We start from the raw sequence: 21,528 nt of genomic DNA on the forward strand, positions 1-21,528 counted from the left end.
TGGTCGGCAACACGCGAACAGGAGGGTGCGGCGTATGAAGGTAGGGTTTATCGGGCTGGGCAATGTGGGCGGCAAGCTTTCTGGGTCGCTGCTGCGCAACGGAATCGATCTGACCGTGCATGACCTGAACCCGGATCTGGTGGCGGCCTTTGTCGCACAAGGGGCCAAAGCGGCGGAAGATCCGGCCCAGCTGATGCGCGATTGCGATGCGGTGATCACCTGCTTGCCGTCCCCTGCCGCCTCGGACGCGGTGATGCAGGAGATGCTGCCCGAGGTCAGCCCCGGTAAAATCTGGATGGAGATGTCGACCACCGACGAGGCCGAGGTCAAACGCCTGGGCGCGATGGTCATTGAACGGGGCGGTGCTGCCGTGGATTGCCCGGTTTCCGGCGGGTGCCACCGGGCGGCGACTGGCAATATCTCGATCTTCGCAGGCTGCGACCGCGCGACGTTCGAGCGTATTCTGCCCTTCCTGACCACGATGGGCCGTCGGGTCCTGCATACGGGCGATCTGGGCTCGGCTTCCGTTTTGAAAGTGCTGACCAACTACCTGGCCACCGCCAACCTGATTACCTGCGCCGAGGCTTTGGTGACGGCCAAGGCAGCGGGCATGGACCTGAATACTACCTATGAGGCGATCAAAATCTCGTCGGGCACCTCATTCGTTCATGAAACCGAAAGTCAGGTGATCCTGAACGGCTCGCGCGATATCTCGTTCACCATGGATCTGGTGAAAAAGGACATCGGCCTGTTTCAGGACGTTGCCGACCGCGCCGGTGTTCCGTTAGAGATCAATCCCGTGATGATCAGCATTTTCGAAGACGGCATTGCCCGGTACGGAGACCGCGAACTGTCGCCGAATATCATCCGGCGGCTGGAAGACGCCACCGGCCTCGACATCCGCGCCCCTGGTTTTCCGCCCGAGATGGAAGACGATGAGCCGGAAGAACCGGGATATGAAGTCATTCCGCAAGGACGCGCCGCAGAATAAACGGACATTCCAGACCGCAAAACCGAAGCGTTTCAGAGAGATGGAGGCGAGTACCGGAATCGAACCGGTGTACACGGATTTGCAATCCGCTGCGTCACCACTCCGCCAACTCGCCTTTTCAAGTAAAATCAAATACTTGCCGTGGTGTGGAGGGCGTTTTAGCAGCTTTCGCTGGGGGCGTCCAGTGGGAAGAATGCAAAATCGGCGCTCGGCCTGTAAATTGAGCGCCCTCGGTCCGGTACGAAACCTGCCACAAAACCCGGGTTGCGGCATCTGGGCCGTTGCCGGTGCGCAAGGGATGTGGCACAAGCCAGATAATCAAGGGTTCAAGACGAGAGATCACATGACAGATTTCGCCACCCGGCGCCGCACGATGGTTGACACGCAGGTTCGGCCCTCGGACGTCACGAAGTTTCCGATCATTGACGCGATGCTGAACGTTCCGCGGGAAAGCTTTGTGCCCGCGTCGCAGCGCGAGGCGTCTTATGCCGAAGAGCTGATCGACCTTGGAAACGGGCGCTGCATGCTCGAGCCGCGCACTCTGGCTAAGATGCTGGATGCGCTGAATATTTCAAATGACGAGGCGGTGCTGGATATCGGTTTGGCGCTTGGTTACTCGACCGCTGTTACCGCGCGCATGGCGCAGTTGGTTGTGGGTGTCGAGGAAGATGAAACCCTGGCGTCCGAGGCACAGAACCTGCTCAGCGAAGCCAATGCCGACAACGCGATTGTCCATGTGGGGCCTCTGGCACAGGGCGCGGCTGAACATGGGCCGTATGACGTGATCATGATCCAGGGCGGGGTCGAGGAAATACCGGACGATCTGCTGGGACAGCTCAAGGATCACGGCCGCATTGCCTGCCTGTTCGTCGAGGGGAATCTGGGCACCGTCCGGATCGGCCGCAAATCCGGCGAACGGGTCAGCTGGCGCGATGCCTTCAACGCCAGCGCACCGGTTTTAGATAGCTTTTCCGCAAAGTGTGCATTTTCGCTATAGTCATTTGACAGATATTTTTGCCGCCTTGATTAGTTGAAAACAAAGGCGCAAACTGCCGGAGAGGCAGCGTTATTTCGATTTGAGAGGATTTGGATATGCGTGGTACGGCGACAGGTAAGCTGGTCAGGGTGTTGGCTTTGACCGCTGGCATTGCCATCAGCGTAGTTCCCGGACGTGCGGCTTGGGCGGACAATATAACAGATGCGTTCATCGGCGCGTATAACACCAGTGGCCTGCTAGAGCAGAACCGGGCCCTGTTGCGTGCAGCGGATGAAGACGTCGCGATCGCCCTTTCGGCTTTGCGTCCGATCATCAACTGGACGGTTGATATCAGCCAGGAATACACCAAGACACGCACCGGTACGACAGTGACAACAACGAACCCGGCGCGGTTTTTCACCGGGCTGACATTGACCCAACTGATCTATGACGGCGGCGCGTCCGTGTTGGGCAAGCAATCTGCGCAAGAGACTGTTCTTTCGACCCGGCAAACGCTGATCGATATCGAACAGCAGGTTCTGTTCCGCGCGGCGACCGCTTATCTGAGCGTTCTTCTGCAGGAAGAAACGGTTCAGATTCGCCTGAACAACGTGGACGTATCCAGCGAGGAACTGCGCGCCTCGAACGACCGGTTCGAAGTGGGTGAGGTGACGCGGACGGACGTTGCCCTGTCCGAAGCGCAGTTGGCCAGTTCGCGGGCCGACTTGGCGGATGCGCGGGGTGATCTGAGCACCGCGCAGGCCGAATATGTGAATGCGGTTGGCAAACTTCCGGGTCGGACAGCCGGTCAGCCGGGCCTGCCCAATCTGCCGCGCTCGCAATCCGAGGCGGTCAGTCTGGCGCAGCGGAACCATCCGGCGATCCTGTCGGCGCAGCATCAGGTTCGGGCTCTGGACCTGATTGTTCAGCAGCAGCGCGCCAATCTGGGTCCGAATGTGAGCTTTGGTGCGAATGCCGGTGTTCGTGAGAACTTTGACGATGACGATTACCAAAACACCGCAGGCGTTGCGCTGACGCTCAATCAGTCGATCTATGCCGGTGGCCGTCTGGCCGCTGCCGTGCGCCGTGCTATGGCGACCCGCGATGCATCCCGCGCCAACCTGCTGAATGTGCAAAAGGACATCACGCAAGGGGTCGCCGATGCGTTTGCGCGCTTCGAATCCGCAACCGCCAGCCTTACCGCTTCGACCGAACGTGTGCGGGCGTCGCAGGTCGCGTTTGACGGGATTCGTGAGGAAGCCACGCTGGGCGCCCGGACCACGCTGGACGTTCTGAACGCGCAGCAGGACTTGCTGGATGCGCAATTGGCCGAGGTCGCCTCGCGCACGGAACGGTCGCTGGCGGCCTATCAGCTGTTGCAGGCGCAGGGGTTGCTGACCGCTGAACGTCTGGGTCTTGCGGTGCAAATCTATGATCCGACACTGTATTACAATCTGGTCAAGAAAGCGCCGGCTCAGATCAGCAAACAGAGCAAGGATCTGGATCGCGTCCTCAAAGCGTTGCGGCGGGACTAAGGGGCAATACTACCTGTTGTGAGGTCTGCATTGTTTGGCTACACTCGATCCCGAGGATAGAGCGGTAGAGAACAATGACGGATAATGTCGTAAAAGCCGGTATCGAGGATGTCCTGTCTTCGGTAAAACGTCTTGTCAGTGAAGAGGCCCGGAAAGAGCCGGGATCGGATTCAAAGGCTGCGGCGCGCAAGCCCGGGCGGCTGGTTCTGACAGATGCCCTGCGCATTGGCAAATCCCCGAAAGGGGATGCAGCACCGCTGAAACTTGAACCGGAATACAGCGCCGAGAAATCGGCGAAGCCGATGCTGCTGCGGACCTGCGACATTGTCCGAGCGGGCACCCCCGCCAACCGGGATGGCAAGGCACCGGCGTTTGCAGAAAAGCCAGTGGCGGAAAGCGAACCGGCGGCCCCTGAAGACAATCCGACCGTCAGCCTGAGCGCCAAGATCGAAGCGCTCGAGGCTGCGATCGCCCGCACCGAAGATCAGTGGGAACCCGACGGCGACAGTGATGACGCCTATTCCGGTACGCCGGTTCAGTCCTTGCCGTGGAACGCCGAAAAAGGTTTCGCCGCGGAGAAGCTGGAAACGCAGGATGAGCCCGAATCCTTCGTCTTTGTGAAAGAGGCCGAGACCGCCGCGACCTTTGTTCGAAGCCCGTCGGTCTCAGCGCCCGAGACGCCCGAGCCGGAAGGGGCAGCGCCGGATGGGTCCGAAACGCAGGCCCTGCCAATGGACGAGGATACCTTGCGGGAATTGATCGCGGATGTCGTCCGGCAGGAGTTGCAGGGTGCTTTGGGCGAGCGCATAACGCGAAACGTCCGCAAAATGGTACGTCGCGAAATCCATCGCGCCCTGGCCGCGCAGGAGCTGGAATAAAGCTTAACCGCGCCGGGGCTTACTTGCCAGTTCCAGCAGCAGATCCAGATCCATGTGCTGTTCCAGATGGTCGGCCAGATCGCCCAGTGTTTGTTCGACCCCATCCTCATAAGCGTTGTCCGACGTGACCCGCAGCTTTGAGAGATAGCTGGCGCGGAACGCGTCCGACGAAAAGATACCGTGCAGATAGCTGCCCAGAATGCGACCGTTCGGGCTGGCGGCTCCTTCGGGGCGGCCATCGACCTCAAGCCAGGCGCGGGTGCAATCGGGACCTTCGGTTTGGCCCATGTGGATTTCATAGCCGCTGACAGGCTCACCACCCGGCAAAGCGCGGGCCTCGGTCAGCGTAACGTGCTTTTTGCCAGCCATGACGGTGTCAACGTCCAGCAGGCCCAAGCCGTCGACCTTGCCGGGCCGTCCATCGACCCCGTCCGGGTCCGAGATGGTTTTGCCCAGCATCTGATACCCGCCGCACAGGCCCAGAACATGCCCGCCCCGGCGCACATGGGCGTAAAGGTCGATATCCCACCCCTGCGCCCGGAAATTGGCCAGATCGCCGATGGTGGACTTGCTGCCGGGCAGCAACACAAGGTCCGCGTCGCCGGGCAGGGGGCGGCCTGCGGGGATGACCTCAACGCTGATGCCGGGCTCGGCAGAAAGCGGGTCGAGGTCGTCGAAATTGGCCATCCGTTCAAGCTGAGGCACGACAACCTTGCAGGCACCGCCCGTATGAGAGCGGATGTCCATCATATCCTCGGCCGGCAGCTTCCACGCATCGTGGAACCACGGGACAACGCCCAGACAGGGCCATCCGGTGCGCGTGGCGATGTCGTCGCGGCCCTCGTCAAACAGCGATACGTCGCCCTTGAAGCGGTTCACCGCAAAGCCCCGGATCATCGCCAAATCATTCGTGTCCAAAACCGCCTGCGTTCCCACGATCTGGGCAATCACGCCGCCACGGTGAATGTCTCCGACCAGTACCACGGGAACTCCGGCGGCACAGGCAAAGCCCATATTGGCGATGTCGCCCTTGCGCAGGTTGGTTTCCGCCGGGCTGCCCGCGCCTTCGATCAGGACCAGATCGGCATCGCTGCACAGGCGATCAAAGCTTTCAAGCGCCGCAGCCAGAAGTTTGGATTTGTCCTTGCGGTAGTCGCCCGCCTTCATCGTGCCCGCGCGCTGCCCCTGCACGATGATCTGGGCACCGGTATCGGTTTCGGGCTTCAAAAGGATCGGGTTCATATCCGTATGCGTGGCGCGCCGCGCCGCGCGGGCCTGCAGCGCCTGTGCCCGGCCGATTTCCCCGCCGTTTTTCGTGACGGCGGCGTTGTTCGACATGTTCTGCGGCTTGAACGGCGCAACCCGCAATCCGCGCCGGGTAAAGGCCCGCGCCAGACCGGCCACAAGAACCGATTTCCCGACATTGCTGCCGGTGCCCTGAATCATGATGGACCGAACCATGCCCCGTCTCCTATGTTGGCGCTCAGATGACCTGATTTGCGGGCAAAGGAAAAGCCAAAGTTGAATACACCAGCGCATCTGTTGATCGGAGCCGCCGCCTTTGCCCGCCCGGCCCGAGGACCGGTCCTGTGGGCCGCCTTGTTCGGATCGCTGCTGCCGGACCTGTCGCTATACGTGATGGCGGGCACGTCGCTTTTTGTTCTGGGGATCCCCGAACATGTTGTGTTCGATCAGCTTTACTTCTCGGGCAGTTGGCAGACCGTATTTGCGATCGACAATTCCTTTTTTCTGTGGGGGCTGGCCCTGCTGATCGGGCTGTGGCGCGGCTGGAAACTTCTGACCGTCGGCGCATCCGCCGGGATGCTGCACCTTGGGATGGATTTCCTGCTGCATGCGGGGGATGGGCGGCCTCAGTTCTGGCCGTTCAGCGACTGGGTGTTTCACAGCCCGGTCAGCTATTGGGACAGCAGCCATCACGCCCTGTGGGTGGCGCCTGTGTCGATAGCACTCTGTATCGCGTGTTATGCCATCCTGTGGCAGCGCGGCATGTCCGTCTGGGCCAAAGCGTTCTTTGGCGTGCTGGTGCTGGCCGAGCTTTGGGTCGCGCGGCAGTGGTTCCTGTTCTTCTGAGCGCGGGGCAAAAAGAAAAGCGCGCTCCTGCTGAGGAGCGCGCTTTTTCGTTCAGAGGTCGCCCTGGATCAGGCGGCTTCTGCCTGCTGAGCGGCATTGCGACGCTCGCTTTCTTCCCGCGACAGCGCGACCGAGGTGCGCACGCCACGGCCGACGAACTCCATCAGTCCGCTGACAACCCGCTCGTTCGGGTCGATGCCCGCGCACGAAAGCACCTCGCGCCCATCGCGCGAACGGGCCCAGCGGGCGATCTGTTCGGGGCCATTGCCGTATTTCTTGTCATCGGCGATGGCGTCATCTAGTGCGGCCAGCACAACGGCCGCGAAAAGTTTGCGTGCACGATTGCCTTGCTCGTTGTTAAAGGCAGTGCCGTCAACGAAATCTCTCATCTCGTCTTCCTTGTTGTTCTTGCTCTTGCATTTTCGGCGTGACGGTCCTTATGACCTATTAGGTGCGATTCGGATACAGCTAAAATGCATAGTTGCGTTGCGTCACTTGCATGGCTTTCTGCATGTGCAGCACTAGGTGTCGTTGTCTTGTCAGGTGTGGTCCCGCCAGATATAGGGACGGCAACTGACGCATCAACCGTTTGTGAAGGATTTATGTCATGCCCAAGATAAATGGGAACGAAATTCGCCCCGGCAATGTGCTTGAGCATAACGACGGGCTGTGGGCCGCTGTCAAAGTCGATCACGTAAAGCCCGGTAAAGGCGGCGCTTTTGCACAGGTCGAACTGCGCAACCTGCGCAACGGGTCCAAGCTGAACGAACGCTTCCGCTCTGCCGACAAGGTCGAACGCGTGCGCCTTGAGCAGAAGGATCAGCAGTTCCTGTACGAATCTGACGGCATGCTGGTGTTCATGGATGCCGAGACCTATGAGCAGATCGAACTGCCCGCTGACCTGCTGGGTGAACGCCGCCCGTTTCTGCAGGACGGCATGACCATCGTGGTCGAGTTCTACGAATCTGAGGCACTGAACGCGACGCTGCCGCAGAAGGTTACCTGCAAGATCGTCGAGACCGAGCCGGTGGTCAAAGGCCAGACTGCTGCGAACTCGTTCAAACCCGCCGTTCTGGACAATGGCGTCAAGGTGATGGTGCCGCCGTTCATCGGTCAGGATGAGATGATCGTGGTGAACACCGAAAGCATGGAATATTCCGAACGCGCGTAACGCCGTGCAACGTCCCAAAATGACCGTGACAGCAGGGCTGCGCGGTCATTTTTTGTGTCTGGTATAGGTGCGGTATCGCGTGGGATCGGGGCCAAACAGGCCGCGCATCAGGTCGAACTTGATCCGGTTGGCGCTGACCTGACGGTAGAATGCGATCAGAAAGGCGGTTGGCCCTTGTATCCGGGCAAGCCCGCTGGTGGCCGCCACCACGGTACCGACATCGGTGCGGCCCTGCAGAACCAGCCAGCCGCCCATCATCAGAACGCCAACCATGCCGGCGCCGTTAATTGCGCTGAGCAGGAACTTGGTGGACAGTTTCCAGACAAACATCCGCCGCCGCGTCTCGAAGATGTCATCGAATTTGGCTTCGACATCGGCGACCGTGCTCTGGATATCTTCGGTGGTCAGCGTGTCGGTGGCGCTGCGCAGGATGTGAACACGCTCGGCAACAAAGATGTTCACCTTGCGCTGCGAGACCAGAACGATGACGATCTGTGGCGCGATCATCGACAGGGCGATCAGGCCAAGCCCCGGTTGCGTTGAGGTGATGAAGCCAATGACCGAGATCAGTGTGCCGATCTGAACCACCGGATCGGAAAAGGCGCCGCCTGCGAACTTGCCCAGCTCTTCCGCCTCGGCCGAGATTGCGGTGGTCATGGTGCCCTTGCGAACGGTCTCGCCGGTCTGCCCCATATCGGCCGAGCGCGCCAGCAGCCGCAGCCGTATCATCCGGATCAGGTCTTCGCCCAGCGTTCCGGCGCGGTAGCCCAACAGCCATTTGAGCGCCAGGCTCAGCAGAATAACCGCCAGCATGCCCGCGCCCATCAAAAACAGGCGGTTTGTATCTATGTCGTCCGAAGTCAGTTGGTTGATGATATTGCGCTGAAACTCCAGCGGCGCAGCAGCCAGCGCCGCCACAGCGAGCGACAGCAGGATCAGGATGATCTGACGCCCGGCGCTGGCGCGCCAGATGGCGGCGTATAACTGAAACATGCAGGCACCCGTGTTGCTCGTGTGCCCGCACTGTGACAGGACCGCTGGCGCGGTTCAAATGGTCGGGATCGCCGCCGAAGATCCAGCGTGCCGCGCGCGCAACAAACTGCGCCTAGTCGGTCAGGGTGATCCTGGCGGCTTCGGCCTGCATCTCGTCCCCGGTGCGGTCGAGGCGCAGATAGGCAATCGCCTGATCCCCGGACTGAGTGAACAACGTGCCCGCAGGTTTCCCGCCGGACAGAATCGCCGTTCCCACCGGGGCGCTGCCGTCGATATTCACCCGGCGCAGGCCCTTGCGCAGTTCGGTTTTGTGTTTCATGCGCGCAGTGACTTCCTGCCCGACATAGCAGCCCTTCTTGAAATCGACGCCATTCAAGGTTTCAAATCCGGATTCCAGAATATAGCTGTCGGGGGTCAGTTCGATCCCGCTTTCGGGGATGCAGTGGCGCACGCGGATCGCCTCCCAATCGGTTCCGTCATCGCTTTCGGGAGCGGGCGTGTACGAACGCCAGCCCATATCTGGATGACGCGGGTCGGGCAAGGCCCCGTCGGGCGCAGGCCCGGTGCCGCGTTGCAGGTTCAGATCGGTTGCCTCAATCGCAACATCAGCGCGCAACTTGTACATGCTGAGGCGCTTAAACAGCCCATCGGCCAGTTCTTCGGCCACGTCCAGCAGGATCGCCCCCGCGTCGCGTTTCAGGAAGAAATCGGCCAGATACTTGCCCTGCGGCGTCAGCAGCGCGGCATAGACCAGCCCGTTGTCCAGCCCGCGAATGTCATTGGTGATCAGGTCCTGCAAAAAGCTGTCGGCGTTCGAGCCGGTCACACGCAGAATGCGGCGGGTGGGCATGGCTTGGTCCTCGTCATTTCCTCAGGCCTCGTGATATAGGAAGTCTCGCCGCCAAGACCAGAGGTTATCCGACGTGCCCGCGCCCATCAGCATCGTGATCCCGACCCTGAACGCGGATGCGGCTTTGCCGGACTGCCTGCAGGCGCTGATGGAGGGGCTGCACGCCGGGTTGATCCGCGAGTTGGTGATCAGCGATGGCGGCTCGACAGACCAGACACCCGAGATCGCGGATGAAGCCGGGGCCGAATTCCTGACCGGTCCGGCATCGCGTGGCGGTCAGCTGCGCCGAGGCTGCGCGCAGGCCAAGGGCGATTGGCTGCTGGTTGTGCACGCCGATACGGTGCTGCAGGACGGCTGGACCAAAGCTGTCGCGGACCATCTGCAAACGGGCAAACCCGCCGCCTTTCGGCTGACCTTCCGCGCCAAGGGCTTGGCCCCCGCGTGGGTAGCGGGCTGGGCCAACCTGCGCAGCCGCGTCTTCGGATTGCCCTACGGGGATCAGGGCCTTCTGCTGCCCCGTCAGACCTATCTGGCCGCAGGCGGATACCCCGACCAACCGCTTATGGAGGATGTGGCACTGGCCCGCAAACTGCCCCGCATCACCTTGCTGGCGTCGCAGGCGATCACGAGTTCGGAACGCTATGAACGGTCGGGCTGGTTTCGGCGCGGGGCGCGGAATCTTTGGACTCTGCTGCGCTACTTTCTTGGGGCCGACCCAAAGGCGCTGGCGCAGTCCTACCGGCGCTAAGCCGCGCGCCGCGCAATTCGACCAGCGATTTACCCAGCCGGAAGGGGGCCGCGAAACTGACCAGACATAGCGCAATGATCTGCAGCACCAGAATATGCGCGTTGGCCTGCAGGTATTCCCATTCATCCTTCAGCTTGCCGACCTGATCGATCAGATCGTCATAGGCCTGCGCCAGGATCAGATAATCGCCCGCAATCGCCGGCACCTTGCGGCGCATGTTGTCGATGGCGGTCTGCGTTGGCTCATCCAGCGAGGTAAAGACCAGAAACTGATCGATGTTGAACGCGTCTGCCTTGGCGGCCATGTCGCGGATTTCCTCCATGTCATCTTTGGCCTGACGCCCGAACAGGAAGTGCAGACCTTGCAGAGGCGCAACCTCATTCGTGACGGCGATGAAGAGGGGCAGATCGGCATTGCTGGCGGTCGAGGCCGACAGGAATTCGACCTTGTCGCACAGGACGGCGGTGTCGGGATCATAGGCCGGGTCGCAGAACCGCAGCCGGAACCGGGCCGCGTCGCGGTCGAAGGCCAGCGAGGCGGCATAGGCCACGTCAATCTGCCGGTCCAGCCGCGAACTGTCCGCCGAATAGAGCCCCGCGAGAACCGCCACCAGCGCACCGATGCCGCCCAGCACGACCCAGACCAGATCGGCCACCTTCCACGCCCGGTGCCCCGCCGGTTTGCGGAACAGAAAACCGGTGCCCACCGATCCGATCAGAAAGAACAGGATCAGCAGAGGCAGTTGATTGTCCGTCACAAAACTCATGCTCTCAAGTGTAAGAAGTCCAAACCGTGACGCAACAGTGATCACGTTCAGTTGTAACAGGCTGAAGGATGGCCATACTGGGGTCGCGCAGAGGGGGGAGAGGCCCATGACCAAAGAAATCGTTCTGATCCACGGGGCCTTTGCCGGGCCGTGGTGCATGCGGGACTATGCCGGGTTCTTTCGCGACCGGGGCTGGACGGTACACACCCCCGCGCTGCGCTTTCATGGCGGCGATCCAAAGGCCGAGCCCGATCCGGGCCTGACCGACACCAGCGTCACGGATTACGCGGATGACATCGCGGATTTCGTGCAGGGGCTGGACAGCAAACCGGTGCTGCTGGGCCATGCCATCGCTGGCGTTGTCGCCCAGCAGGTGGCCGCGCGCGGTCTGGCCAGCGCCATCGTTCTGATTAACCCGAACGCGCCCTGGGGCACTTTGCCCGAAACCGACGACGAACGCGCCGTACCCCGCGCGCTGATGGAGGGCGGGGCGTTCTGGAAACAGCCCATGCGCGTCGATTTCGACCTGATGGCCCCCTTCGCGCTGAACAAGATGCCCGAGGCGCAGCAGCATGAGGTGTTCGACCAACTCGGCGCTGAGAGCGGGCGCGTGATGTTCGAGATGTTCTTTTGGATGTTCGACGACCACCACGCGATGAAGGTGGAGATCGACAAGGTCGACTGCCCGGTGCTGATCGTCTCAGGCACCGAGGACCGGGCCGTGAACCCCAACACCTGCCGCGCGCTGGCGAACCTCTACGGGGATCGCGCGACGTTTTTGCCGGTCGAAAACCACGCGCATTTCCTGTTCATGGAACCCGGCTGGGAAGGCCCCGCCGGGCAGATCGCCGACTGGCTGGACGAAAAGCTGGGCTAAACCGGCCCTACGTCAGTTATTGGTCGAAAACGTGCTTTGCGGTTTCCACTTGAGCGTATCGTCGTTCTCGCGATGACAGCGCAACAGGCGTTCCTGCACCGTGCTGACCGTACTGGTGACGGTATTGTCGCCCGTCAGCAGGACAAAGGAGTCCTCGGAATAGGCCAGACCTTCGTAATAGCAAAACCGCTTCTCCGCGCCGTCCGGAATGGGTGAGGCGAGGCTTAACGTCTGCTGCGCTGTGGCTGTCGAGGCAAGCAGCGTCAGCGCCAGCCCGAGGGTTAGTGTTTTCATGTCGTCCTCCCGTTCGGAAATTGTCGTTCGAATTGGGTCTTGGGGCCCGGAACCTCAGATGTCGTTCTTGGATGACGGATTGAGGGTAAGTGTGAACGGGATCAACGGGTTAGGCAACGGAAAAAATTTGGAAATTGGTAGCTTTTGTCGTAGAACTTCGACTTGTCACGAGATAGTTTGAGCTCGCTGAGATTGTGATCTTAAAGGAAACTTCAAAATGTGGTTGTGTCTAGGTTTCACTGCAAGATCGAAGGTCCCGCCCCCAAATCCACAGTGGTTGAAACGCGCATTGGCATTCGGGTTGCTTTGCGGGCTGGCGTATGTAGTGCCTTCATATCCAGGCTCAGCCGAAACTACTGAAGCGTTGCGAAGTTCGAATGGGGAGGTGTTGTCCCCGCTGGACGTCTTCAAGGAATGCGATCAGTGCCCAGAGATGATCGTGGTGCCACTCGGTTCCTTTATGATGGGTGCTACACAAGAAGAGTCACGGAACCCGTTCGATTTTTTTGGTGAAGGTGCCACGATGACGCGGCGTGCACCTGATGCGATAAACATTATTCCACATGAACATCCACGCCACCGCGTGGAAATGGATGTGCCATACGCAATAGGTCGCAACGAAATCACATACGCACAGTGGAATGAGTGCGTTGACGCCGGTGGATGTGCGCACAGTCCGGATCATCGTGTGTTTGCAAAACTCGATAGCGGTCGTTTGGATTATGTCCCACTTGAGGACAGCCACCCCGCAATCAACATTTCTTTCCTTGATATGCTGGAATACGTCACATGGCTAAATTCTTTGGTTGGCGGCGAAGTGTATCGCCTCCCAACTGAGGCCGAATGGGAATATGCCGCGAGAGGTGGGTCAGACGCCAGATTTGGGCAGGGCGAGGAACTGACACCTCAACAGGCCAACTTTTCCGGTGTTGGTACGGAACAGATGCGTGGCAAGGAAATGCCTGAGCTTACAAACCGGCGGATACCTGTTTTAGTGAATGACCTAAGTTCTGGAAACGGTTGGGGTTTGAGGCATATGTCCGGGAATTTATACGAGCTGACTCTATCTTGCTGGTCGTCTGAACACTTAGGGTTATCCAGTGATCGCAAGTACCAAAAGAATGCTCAATCACAATCTACATGTGAGCGGGTAGCAAAAGGTGGCAGCTTTGCAACTGGAATGGATTATTTACGCCCGTCGGCTCGCGCGAGTAGACCCGAACATCGGCGCAAGAATGACACCGGATTTCGCATCGTAAGGGAACTAAAATAGGCAGTTTTGTTGCTACGAATTCCCGGGAAATGTCGATTATTCAGCTAAGTTCTGCAATTTCACGATTTGAGGCTGGAATACCTTGCCTCAAACATCCAACTCCTCCACAAACCGCGCGTTCTCCTGAATGTATTGGAACCGCAGTTCGGGCTTCTTGCCCATCAGGCGCTCGACCAGGTCGCCGGTCTCGCCGGGTTCGTCCTCATCAATCGTAACGCGGATCAGTTTGCGGGAGGCTGGGTCCATCGTGGTCTCTTTCAGGTCCTTGGCGTCCATTTCGCCCAGACCCTTGAAGCGGGAAACGTCGATCTTGCCCTTGCCGCCCAGACCTTTCTCAAGCCACTCGTCGCGTTCGGCCTCGTCCAGACAGTAGACGCGTTTGGCGCCTTGGGTCAGGCGATACAGAGGCGGGCAGGCGAGATAGAGGTGGCCCGCGTCGATCATCGGCCGCATCTGGGTGAAAAAGAAGGTCATCAGCAAGGACGCGATATGCGCCCCGTCCACATCCGCGTCGGTCATGATGATGATCTTGTCATAGCGCAGGTCGTCGACGTTGAACTTGGTGCCAAGGCCCACACCCAGCGCCTGCGTCAAGTCGTTGATCTCGGCATTGGTGCCCAGTTTCGAACTGGCCGCGCCCAGCACGTTCAGGATCTTGCCGCGCAGGGGCAGCAAGGCCTGTGTCTTGCGGTCGCGGCCCATTTTGGCCGAGCCGCCCGCCGAGTCGCCCTCGACGATGAATAATTCGGTGCCGTCGCGTGTTGAACTAGAACAGTCCACCAGCTTGCCGGGCAGACGGAGTTTCTTAGTGGCGGACTTGCGTTGTGTTTCCTTCTCGGCCCGCCGGCGCAGGCGTTCCTCGGCCCTCAGAATGAGGAAGTCGAGAATTGCGCCTGCGGACTTGGTGTCGGCGGCCAGCCAGTTGTCGAAATGGTCGCGGACCGAGTTTTCGACCAGCCTCTGCGCCTCGACCGTGGCAAGGCGGTCTTTGGTCTGGCCGACGAATTCCGGCTCACGGATGAAGCACGACACCAGCGCGCAGCCACCGGTGATCAGGTCGTCACGGGTGATCTGCGCGGCCTTCTTGTTGTTGATCAGCTCTCCATACGCCTTGATCCCCTTGAGGATCGCCGCCCAGAACCCCGCCACATGGGTGCCGCCTTCGGGCGTGGGGACGGTGTTACAGTAGGACTGGATGAACCCATCGCGCGAGGGGGTCCAGTTGATCGCCCACTCGACCTTGCCGGGGGTGCCGAATTTCTCGGTAAAGTCCACGGTGCCTGCGAAAGGCTGCTCGGCATAGGTGGACGAGCCGTTCATCGTTTCCTTCAGGTAATCGGACAGGCCGCCGGGGAAGTGGAAGCTGGCCTCGGTCGGAGTTTCGCCATCGTCGATGGCGGATTTCCAGCGGATTTCAACGCCCGAGAACAGGTAGGCCTTGGAGCGGATGGATTTGAACAGCCGCGCCGGTTTGAAGCGATGATGGCCGAAGATGTCCGGGTCGGCATGGAAGGTGACCGTGGTGCCGCGCCGGTTCGGGGCCGCGCCGATCTTTTCCACCGGACCCAGCGGGATACCGCGCGAGAAGCGTTGTTCGAACAGTTGTTTGTCGCGCGCAACCTGCACCACCATCGAATCCGACAGCGCGTTCACTACGGATGCGCCCACACCGTGCAAACCGCCCGAGGTCTGATAGGCCTTGCCCGAAAACTTGCCGCCCGCGTGCAGGGTGCACAGAATGACCTCAAGCGCGGATTTGTCGGGAAACTTGGGATGCGGATCAATCGGAATGCCGCGCCCGTTGTCGCGTACGGTCAGGGCGTAATCGGAATGCAGTTCCACCTCGATCCGGTTGGCGTGGCCTGCGACGGCTTCGTCCATCGAGTTGTCGAGGATTTCAGCGACCATATGATGCAAAGCGCGCTCATCCGTGCCGCCGATATACATGCCGGGGCGTTTGCGGACCGGTTCCAGCCCTTCAAGCACCTCGATCGAGGAGGCGTCATAGGCAGTGGTGGCGCTGGGCGTCAACAGATCGTCGGGCATGGGTGCTGCTCTTGTTTTTGAGTTTGACCCATTATGGCAGGTGATGTGGTCCGGGGGAAGAGGGGCGCGAGGTGTTGTGTTCTGTCTTTAACGGCGCAGATGCCGGATAAGCCCACGTCGCACATCAGCAAAAACGTTGATCCCAGAGGTTAGTTTGGTTTTTCAGCGGTTAAGCGGGCACCGCCGATACGGCGCTGCTGAACATCGTCGACAAACTTGGCGTACATGATCAGGAAATCGTTCCCCTTGGATGGATTCCCGGCGCGTTCCGCTTCGGCGTCGAGATCTTGATACATCCTGAGCCTTTGAGCCAGAATGTCCCCCCATGAATGCGTCAGGTCATCTGCTAACACCACGTTAAAACCGGCGTTTTCCAATTGGGTTTGGTACTGGGGGATGCTCAGCATGGACTGGCAGGCAAAGCGTTGTCTGTAATGGTCCAGTTCTTCCACCGGCAGGGGGCTGTGCATCACCCAATCAGTAAGCGCAAAGCGGGCGCCGGGACGAAGAACGCGAAACACTTCGTGAAGCGCCTTTTGTTTGTCGGGAATATGCAGAAACGACTCCTGGCTGACCGCAGCGTCAAAGCGCGCGTCCTCAAAGGGTATGTCCACGGCACTGGCCAGAACCGGGTGAACCTGATCCTGCAGTCCGACAAGAGTGTTCAGTTCCTTAGCGCCTTCCACGCGGTTCGGGCTGAGGTCGATTCCTGTGACCTGAACGCCACGCTGGACGGCATACCACCTTGCAGGTCCGCACAGGCCGGAACACACATCAAGGACATTGTCACCGGGGTGCATCCCGGTGTTTTTGGCTAGCCGTGCGTTCGCGTTCAACCCGTCATAGTGATCCTGATCGAATGGGTAGAGTTCCTGCGGTTCGACGTCTTTCAGCGAGCCACGGCTTTGCTCCAGCTTTGTCAGTATGTGTGGCGCTGAAATTGGGTGGTTGGCGTAGAATTTCGCGACTCTCTCTTCCGCTTTGTTCACCGGCTTGGTTCCTCCCCCAATTTCTGGAAGCTTACCCGGTTGTGCTGCGGCGTCATAGCTTTGATTGTACGTACCAAAATAGGCAAGGGCACCAATAGTTGTTCGGGACGGCGCGGTTTCGTCTCGCGGATGGGTGAGATCGTAACTAGAGTGATCGCAACTCAAAGAGACAAATAGCGGGAACTTCATGAGCTGGATCAAAACCATTCCGTTCGACCAGGCCACCGGCAGGCTGCGAAAGCTGTACGAGCGGGTCACCGGCCCCGACAACAATGTGGACAACATCATGATGGCGCATTCTCTGCGGCCGCATTCGATGGAAGGCCACATGGCGATTTACAAGACTGTGCTGCACCACTCGGCCAATCGGGTGCCAAAGTGGTTTCTCGAGGTTTTGGGCGTGTGGGTCAGTTCGCTGAACCGCTGCGGCTACTGCGTCGAACATCATTTCAGCGGGTTGCAGCGGCTGTTGGGCGACACCGCGCGCGGGGATGCGATCCGCGCCGCAATTGAGGCGCGCACACCCGGGCAGGCCCCGTTGGATGCGGCGCAGGTCGCGGCGATGCACTATGCGCGCAAGCTGACCGAGGCCCCGGCGGATTTGACGGAACAGGACGTGATCGCACTGCGCGAGGCCGGGTGGGACGACGGAGAGTTACTCGAGATCAATCAGGTCTGCGCGTATTTTTCCTATGCCAACCGGACGGTGCTGGGGTTGGGGTGTTCGACCGACGGGGATGTGTTGGGGTTGTCGCCCAACAACTCGGACAATCCTGACGATTGGGGGCATCGGTAGGGGCGGCCCCTCGCGTTTCGCGAGGTGTTTTTGAACAGAGGATGTGTGGGATCGGTCCACCGCTTTTTTGTCGGTGTCAGGTTCAGGTTTGATGCCAATCAAAGCGCGTTCAGGGCATTTCTGCTAGCCGTCACTGAGGACAGTGAAAGCCAGGAGAACATGCATGGAAGCAGTTGCGAAGATCGAGCCAGAATCCCAGAAAATCAACGCCGAACCAGTCAGAAAAACCGCGCCCGTGCCGCCGAGCCTGGAAAAAATCCGGCAGGCTTTCGAAAGCGGCAAATACCCCTATGGGCGTAAGATGGCCCGCGCCGTTTATGAGGCCGAGAAGGCGCAGCTTCAGGCCGAGCTTCTGAAGGTTCAGCTTTGGTCGCAAGAGACCGGACAGCGCTTCGTGCTGCTGTTCGAGGGCCGCGACGCCGCCGGCAAGGGCGGTACGATCAAGCGGTTCATGGAACACCTCAACCCCCGTCAAGCGCGGATCGTTGCGCTGAACAAGCCGACCTGGGAAGAGAAGGGGCAGTGGTACTACCAGCGCTATGTTCAGGAACTGCCGACCGTTGGTGAAATGGTGTTCTACGACCGCTCCTGGTACAACCGCGCCGGGGTCGAGCGGGTGATGGGGTTCTGTACGCCGAACGAATACCTCGAATTCATGCGCCAAACCCCCGAGCTTGAGCGGATGCTGGTGCGGTCGGGCATCCAGCTTTACAAATACTGGTTCTCGGTCACGCAGGACGAACAGCAGCGCCGGTTCAAGAGCCGCGAGACCGATCCGCTGAAACAGTGGAAGCTGTCTCCGATCGACAAGGCCAGCCTGAACAAGTGGGACGACTATACCGAAGCCAAAGAAGCGATGTTCTTCTACACCGACACGGCGGACGCGCCCTGGACCATCGTCAAGTCCAACGACAAGAAGCGCGCGCGCCTGAACTGCATGCGCCACTTCCTGTCCACGCTGGACTATCCCGGCAAGAATTATCAGGTCGTGGGCGAACCCGATCCCCTGATCGTCGGGCAGGCGCATCATGTGATCCACCGCTCGGAACACATTCTGGGCACGGCCCTGCATCCGGAAGCGCGCTAACCGGCCACGGCACCTGCCCCACGCCGGGGGATACCGGCGTGGAGGCCTTTTGTCTCATATTGAAATTTTACCTTTCCCCTCTTGTCCCGGCATCGGGCCGCGCATATGGCTGTGCCGATGACGAAAGTGATGACATATCCCGGCCATTTTCGCGCCATTGCCGTGCTGGGCCTGCCGTTGATCGGCGGGCATCTGGCGCAGTTTGCCATCGGTCTGACCGACACGATCATGCTGGGCTGGTACGGGGTCGAGGCTCTGGCTGCCGTGACGCTGGCCGGCAGCTTTTACTTTGTGCTGTTTCTGTTTGGCGCAGGATTCGGCTGGGCCGTCATGCCAATGGTGGCAACTGCCGCAGCGGAAGAGGATGAAACCAGCATTCGCCGGTCCACCCGCATGGGGCTGTGGCTGTCGTTGCTCTATGCGGCCCTGGTGCTGCCCTTGCTGTGGTGGTCCTATCCGATCCTGATCGCCGCAAAGCAGGACCCGCAGGTCGCCAAAACCGCGTCGGAATATCTGCGTGTCGCCGGATGGGGCATCATTCCCGCGTTGCTGGTGATGGTCCTGAAATCCTATCTGGCCGCGCTTGAGCGCACGCAGATCGTTTTGTGGATCACGGTGGTTGCCGCGTTGGTCAACGGGGTGACGAACTATGCGCTGATCTTCGGCAATTGGGGCGCGCCGGAACTGGGCGTCATCGGCGCCGCAATTGCGTCGATCGTGACCCAGCTCGTCTCGTTGATCGCCGTGATCATCTATGCGGTCTATGTCCTGCCTGAACACAGCCTGTTCCGGCGCTTCTGGCGCCCGGATTGGGAGATGTTCGGCAGCGTTCTGCGCCTTGGTGTGCCCATTGGGCTGACCACGCTGGCCGAGGTTACGCTGTTTGCCACCTCTGCTGTGATGATGGGATGGTTGGGGCAAGTGCCGCTGGCTGCGCACGGGATCGCATTGAACCTGGCCTCTGCCATGTTCATGGTACATCTGGGCCTGTCCAATGCGGCCACCATTCGGGCGGGCAATGCGCTGGGTCGCAGGGATCGTGCCCATCTGGAAAAGGGCGCGGTGGCGGTCACCGGGATGTCGCTGGTGGTGTCGGTGATAACGATCATATTGTTTCTGACATGCGCCGAGCCGTTGATTTCGCTGTTCATGGAACCGGACGACCCGCAGCGTTCGCAGATATTGGCGATTGGCACCGGCCTGCTGGCCCTGGCGGCCCTGTTCCAACTGGTAGACGGGGCGCAGGTCATTGCGCTGGGGCTGCTGCGCGGATTGCAGGACGCCAAGATCCCGATGGTCATAGCGGCGCTCAGCTATTGGGTCATCGGTATCCCGGCCTCGTACTACTTTGGGTTCGTCCGGGGAATGGACGGGATCGGCGTCTGGATGGGTCTTGTGCTTGGATTGGCCTTCGCCGCGGTGCTGCTGATGGCCCGCTTCTGGCTGCGGTCCGTGCGGGAAATTGGCGTTCCGGCCGAATAGAGCTTATTCTTTCTCCAGCCGGTCCGCCTTTTTTCGAACCAGAACCGACCGCAGATCGTGCATCGCCATCAGCAAACGGTCGGTCACGTCCTCGAGCTGAGCGTCCGAGGCTTTGGACTGCGCCCATTGCGTGGTCAGGTTCAAGTAGTCGACCGCGCGGTGAATATCGTCGATATCCCGCTGCGCCAAAAGCGCCTTGCGGTCTTCCATCCAGCGGGCGATCTCGGCCTTGTCCGCCTCGGTCAGCGTGCGCTGACCATGGGGCTTGACCTCGCCATTGCGGATGTTGATGACGGCAATCTGGTCCATCTCGATGCGCCGAAACCGGTTTTCGGTGTCGATCCGGAACACTGCGGCCCCGTTCTCACGCACGCGGAAATAGTATTCGGGCAACTCGGTGGACATCTGCGGCTCCGGTCAGGTCAGGGCGGCGCAGAAGCGTTGGATGCGGGTGCAGGCCTCTTTCAGTGCCTCGTCCGAGGTCGCATAGCTGACGCGGAAATTGGGCGACAGGCCGAAGGCTGCGCCAAACACCACGGCCACGTCGGCCTCTTCCAGCAGTGCGGTTGCGAAAGCCTCATCGTTTTCGATGACGGTTCCGGCAGGGGTGGTCTTGCCGATCAGACCCGAGATCGACGGATAGACATAAAACGCGCCCTCGGGGGTCGGGCAGGTAACGCCGTCAATGGCGCCGAGCATATCGACCACCAGATCGCGGCGGCGTTTGAAGGTTTCGTTGTTCGGGGCCAGAAACGCCTGTGTTCCGTTCAGTGCCTCAACCGCCGCCCATTGGCTGACCGAGCAGGGGTTCGATGTGGATTGCGACTGGATCTTGCGCATCGCGGCAATGATCTCGACCGGACCTGCCGCGTACCCAATGCGCCAGCCGGTCATGGCATAGGCTTTGGACACACCGTTGCAGGTCAGCGCGCGGTCATAAAGCCCGGGCTCGACCTCGGCCGGGGTACAGAACTGGAACCCGTCATAGGCGAGGTGTTCATACATATCGTCCGACATGATCCAGACATGGGGGTGGCGCATCAGAACGTCCGTCAGCGCCTTCAGTTCTGCCGGGCTGTAGCCCGCGCCGGTCGGGTTCGATGGAGAGTTGAAGATGAACCACTTCGTCTTTGGCGTGATCGCCGCTTCCAGCTGTTCGGGCGTCAGCTTGAAACTGTTTTCCAGCGCGGTTTCCACAACAACCGGCGTGCCGCCCGCCAGCAGCACCATATCGGGATAGCTGACCCAGTAGGGCGCGGGGATGATCACCTCATCGCCCGCGTTCATCGTTGCCATCAGCGCGTTGTAAAGCGTCTGCTTGCCGCCGGTTCCGACCGAGATTTGCGCTGGCGTATAGTCCAGCCCGTGATCGCGTTTCATCTTGGCGCAGGCGGCCTGTTTCAGCTCGGGGATACCGTCGGGCGCGGTGTATTTCGTCTTGCCCGCCGCGATGGCCGCCACAGCCGCATCCTTGATGTTCTGGGGCGTGTCGAAATCCGGTTCCCCCGCGCTCAGCCCGATTACGTCGCGCCCTGCGGCCCGCAATTCGGCGGCTTTTGCCGTCATTGCGATCGTGGGCGACGGTTTAACGCGTGACAGTGTCGCAGACAGGAAACTCATGGTCGGCCTCGGTTTGAATGATCAACTTGTCTGTCATAGGGTGCGCCCGAATGACGATCAAGCAG

General features: G+C 60.2%; 21 protein-coding genes, 1 tRNA gene and 1 pseudogene. 12 read left to right on the top strand and 11 right to left on the bottom strand.

Annotation, left to right across the window (positions count from 1 at the left end; genetic code table 11):
- Positions 1-25: 25 nt before the first annotated feature.
- Entirely contained in the window at positions 26-991 is a 966-nt protein-coding gene (locus tag ACR0EZ_RS12585) for an NAD(P)-dependent oxidoreductase (protein ID WP_480613489.1), read from the top strand.
- Positions 992-1,032: 41 nt separating this feature from the next.
- Here ACR0EZ_RS12585 and ACR0EZ_RS12590 read toward each other — a convergent pair.
- Positions 1,033-1,106: transfer RNA gene (locus ACR0EZ_RS12590), tRNA-Cys, on the bottom strand.
- A gap of 228 nt (positions 1,107-1,334) precedes the next feature.
- Between ACR0EZ_RS12590 and ACR0EZ_RS12595 the strand changes: the two genes are divergently transcribed.
- The 3 genes from ACR0EZ_RS12595 to ACR0EZ_RS12605 all read left to right on the top strand — a co-directional run bounded on the left by ACR0EZ_RS12595 (position 1,335) and on the right by ACR0EZ_RS12605 (position 4,380).
- Positions 1,335-1,988 carry a protein-L-isoaspartate O-methyltransferase family protein gene (locus tag ACR0EZ_RS12595; RefSeq protein WP_480613490.1) on the top strand — a complete coding sequence of 218 codons (654 nt, stop codon included), beginning with the start codon at positions 1,335-1,337 and terminating at the stop codon, positions 1,986-1,988.
- Positions 1,989-2,083: 95 nt separating this feature from the next.
- Positions 2,084-3,502: a TolC family outer membrane protein gene (locus ACR0EZ_RS12600; RefSeq protein WP_480613492.1), complete on the top strand. Its 1,419-nt coding sequence runs from the start codon at positions 2,084-2,086 to the stop codon at positions 3,500-3,502.
- 74 nt (positions 3,503-3,576) lie between these two features.
- The gene (locus ACR0EZ_RS12605) at positions 3,577-4,380 is read left to right on the top strand and encodes a hypothetical protein (RefSeq protein ID WP_480613494.1); all 804 of its coding nucleotides are present in this window, start codon (positions 3,577-3,579) and stop codon (positions 4,378-4,380) included.
- A 3-nt stretch (positions 4,381-4,383) separates the two neighbouring features.
- On the opposite strand, the gene ACR0EZ_RS12610 is transcribed toward ACR0EZ_RS12605, so the two are convergent.
- Positions 4,384-5,841, bottom strand: coding sequence for a cobyric acid synthase (locus tag ACR0EZ_RS12610; protein ID WP_480613496.1), 1,458 nt, complete (start codon positions 5,839-5,841; stop codon positions 4,384-4,386).
- A gap of 60 nt (positions 5,842-5,901) precedes the next feature.
- Between ACR0EZ_RS12610 and ACR0EZ_RS12615 the strand changes: the two genes are divergently transcribed.
- Positions 5,902-6,471 carry a cobalamin biosynthesis protein CobQ gene (locus ACR0EZ_RS12615; RefSeq protein ID WP_480613498.1) on the top strand — a complete coding sequence of 190 codons (570 nt, stop codon included), beginning with the start codon at positions 5,902-5,904 and terminating at the stop codon, positions 6,469-6,471.
- Positions 6,472-6,539: 68 nt separating this feature from the next.
- On the opposite strand, the gene ACR0EZ_RS12620 is transcribed toward ACR0EZ_RS12615, so the two are convergent.
- Entirely contained in the window at positions 6,540-6,860 is a 321-nt protein-coding gene (locus ACR0EZ_RS12620) for a DUF6280 family protein (protein WP_037310273.1), read from the bottom strand.
- A gap of 218 nt (positions 6,861-7,078) precedes the next feature.
- Between ACR0EZ_RS12620 and efp the strand changes: the two genes are divergently transcribed.
- The gene (efp, locus tag ACR0EZ_RS12625; protein WP_480613500.1) at positions 7,079-7,642 is read left to right on the top strand and encodes an elongation factor P; all 564 of its coding nucleotides are present in this window, start codon (positions 7,079-7,081) and stop codon (positions 7,640-7,642) included.
- A 45-nt stretch (positions 7,643-7,687) separates the two neighbouring features.
- On the opposite strand, the gene ACR0EZ_RS12630 is transcribed toward efp, so the two are convergent.
- Together ACR0EZ_RS12630 and ygfZ are read right to left on the bottom strand one after the other, a co-directional pair.
- Positions 7,688-8,635: an ABC transporter transmembrane domain-containing protein gene (locus ACR0EZ_RS12630; protein ID WP_480613502.1), complete on the bottom strand. Its 948-nt coding sequence runs from the start codon at positions 8,633-8,635 to the stop codon at positions 7,688-7,690.
- Between the two features lie 112 nt (positions 8,636-8,747).
- A complete protein-coding gene (gene ygfZ / locus ACR0EZ_RS12635) occupies positions 8,748-9,485 on the bottom strand; it encodes a CAF17-like 4Fe-4S cluster assembly/insertion protein YgfZ (protein WP_480613504.1) in 738 nt (245 codons plus the stop codon).
- 73 nt (positions 9,486-9,558) lie between these two features.
- Here ygfZ and ACR0EZ_RS12640 point away from each other — a divergent pair, with 73 nt between their 5' ends.
- The gene (locus ACR0EZ_RS12640; protein ID WP_480613506.1) at positions 9,559-10,233 is read left to right on the top strand and encodes a TIGR04283 family arsenosugar biosynthesis glycosyltransferase; all 675 of its coding nucleotides are present in this window, start codon (positions 9,559-9,561) and stop codon (positions 10,231-10,233) included.
- Between the two features lie 10 nt (positions 10,234-10,243).
- On the opposite strand, the pseudogene ACR0EZ_RS12645 reads toward ACR0EZ_RS12640, so the two are convergent.
- A pseudogene (locus ACR0EZ_RS12645) lies at positions 10,244-10,999 on the bottom strand (hypothetical protein); the annotation flags it as partial.
- 106 nt (positions 11,000-11,105) lie between these two features.
- Between ACR0EZ_RS12645 and ACR0EZ_RS12650 the strand changes: the two are divergent.
- Positions 11,106-11,876: an alpha/beta hydrolase gene (locus ACR0EZ_RS12650; RefSeq protein ID WP_480613508.1), complete on the top strand. Its 771-nt coding sequence runs from the start codon at positions 11,106-11,108 to the stop codon at positions 11,874-11,876.
- Between the two features lie 12 nt (positions 11,877-11,888).
- Here ACR0EZ_RS12650 and ACR0EZ_RS12655 read toward each other — a convergent pair whose 3' ends face one another.
- On the bottom strand, positions 11,889-12,170 hold the full coding sequence (locus tag ACR0EZ_RS12655) for a hypothetical protein (protein WP_480613510.1): 282 nt from the start codon (positions 12,168-12,170) through the stop codon (positions 11,889-11,891).
- A gap of 388 nt (positions 12,171-12,558) precedes the next feature.
- Between ACR0EZ_RS12655 and ACR0EZ_RS12660 the strand changes: the two genes are divergently transcribed.
- The gene (locus ACR0EZ_RS12660; protein WP_480613512.1) at positions 12,559-13,443 is read left to right on the top strand and encodes a formylglycine-generating enzyme family protein; all 885 of its coding nucleotides are present in this window, start codon (positions 12,559-12,561) and stop codon (positions 13,441-13,443) included.
- An 87-nt stretch (positions 13,444-13,530) separates the two neighbouring features.
- On the opposite strand, the gene parE is transcribed toward ACR0EZ_RS12660, so the two are convergent.
- On the bottom strand, positions 13,531-15,489 hold the full coding sequence (gene parE, locus ACR0EZ_RS12665; RefSeq protein WP_480613514.1) for a DNA topoisomerase IV subunit B: 1,959 nt from the start codon (positions 15,487-15,489) through the stop codon (positions 13,531-13,533).
- 149 nt (positions 15,490-15,638) lie between these two features.
- Positions 15,639-16,667: a methyltransferase domain-containing protein gene (locus tag ACR0EZ_RS12670; protein WP_480613516.1), complete on the bottom strand. Its 1,029-nt coding sequence runs from the start codon at positions 16,665-16,667 to the stop codon at positions 15,639-15,641.
- Between ACR0EZ_RS12670 and ACR0EZ_RS12675 the strand changes: the two genes are divergently transcribed.
- From ACR0EZ_RS12675 to ACR0EZ_RS12685, 3 genes are all read left to right on the top strand, one after another.
- Entirely contained in the window at positions 16,666-17,274 is a 609-nt protein-coding gene (locus ACR0EZ_RS12675) for a carboxymuconolactone decarboxylase family protein (protein WP_480613518.1), read from the top strand. The genes ACR0EZ_RS12670 and ACR0EZ_RS12675 overlap by 2 nt on opposite strands.
- Positions 17,275-17,437: 163 nt before the next feature.
- On the top strand, positions 17,438-18,361 hold the full coding sequence (gene ppk2 / locus ACR0EZ_RS12680; RefSeq protein WP_480613520.1) for a polyphosphate kinase 2: 924 nt from the start codon (positions 17,438-17,440) through the stop codon (positions 18,359-18,361).
- Between the two features lie 117 nt (positions 18,362-18,478).
- Positions 18,479-19,843 carry an MATE family efflux transporter gene (locus tag ACR0EZ_RS12685; protein ID WP_480613522.1) on the top strand — a complete coding sequence of 455 codons (1,365 nt, stop codon included), beginning with the start codon at positions 18,479-18,481 and terminating at the stop codon, positions 19,841-19,843.
- 3 nt (positions 19,844-19,846) lie between these two features.
- Here ACR0EZ_RS12685 and ACR0EZ_RS12690 read toward each other — a convergent pair whose 3' ends face one another.
- The gene (locus tag ACR0EZ_RS12690) at positions 19,847-20,248 is read right to left on the bottom strand and encodes a hypothetical protein (RefSeq protein WP_480613524.1); all 402 of its coding nucleotides are present in this window, start codon (positions 20,246-20,248) and stop codon (positions 19,847-19,849) included.
- A 12-nt stretch (positions 20,249-20,260) separates the two neighbouring features.
- The gene (locus ACR0EZ_RS12695) at positions 20,261-21,463 is read right to left on the bottom strand and encodes a pyridoxal phosphate-dependent aminotransferase (RefSeq protein ID WP_480613525.1); all 1,203 of its coding nucleotides are present in this window, start codon (positions 21,461-21,463) and stop codon (positions 20,261-20,263) included.
- Between the last annotated feature and the right edge of the window lie 65 nt (positions 21,464-21,528).

The organism is Ruegeria sp. AK4 (assembly GCF_056541025.1).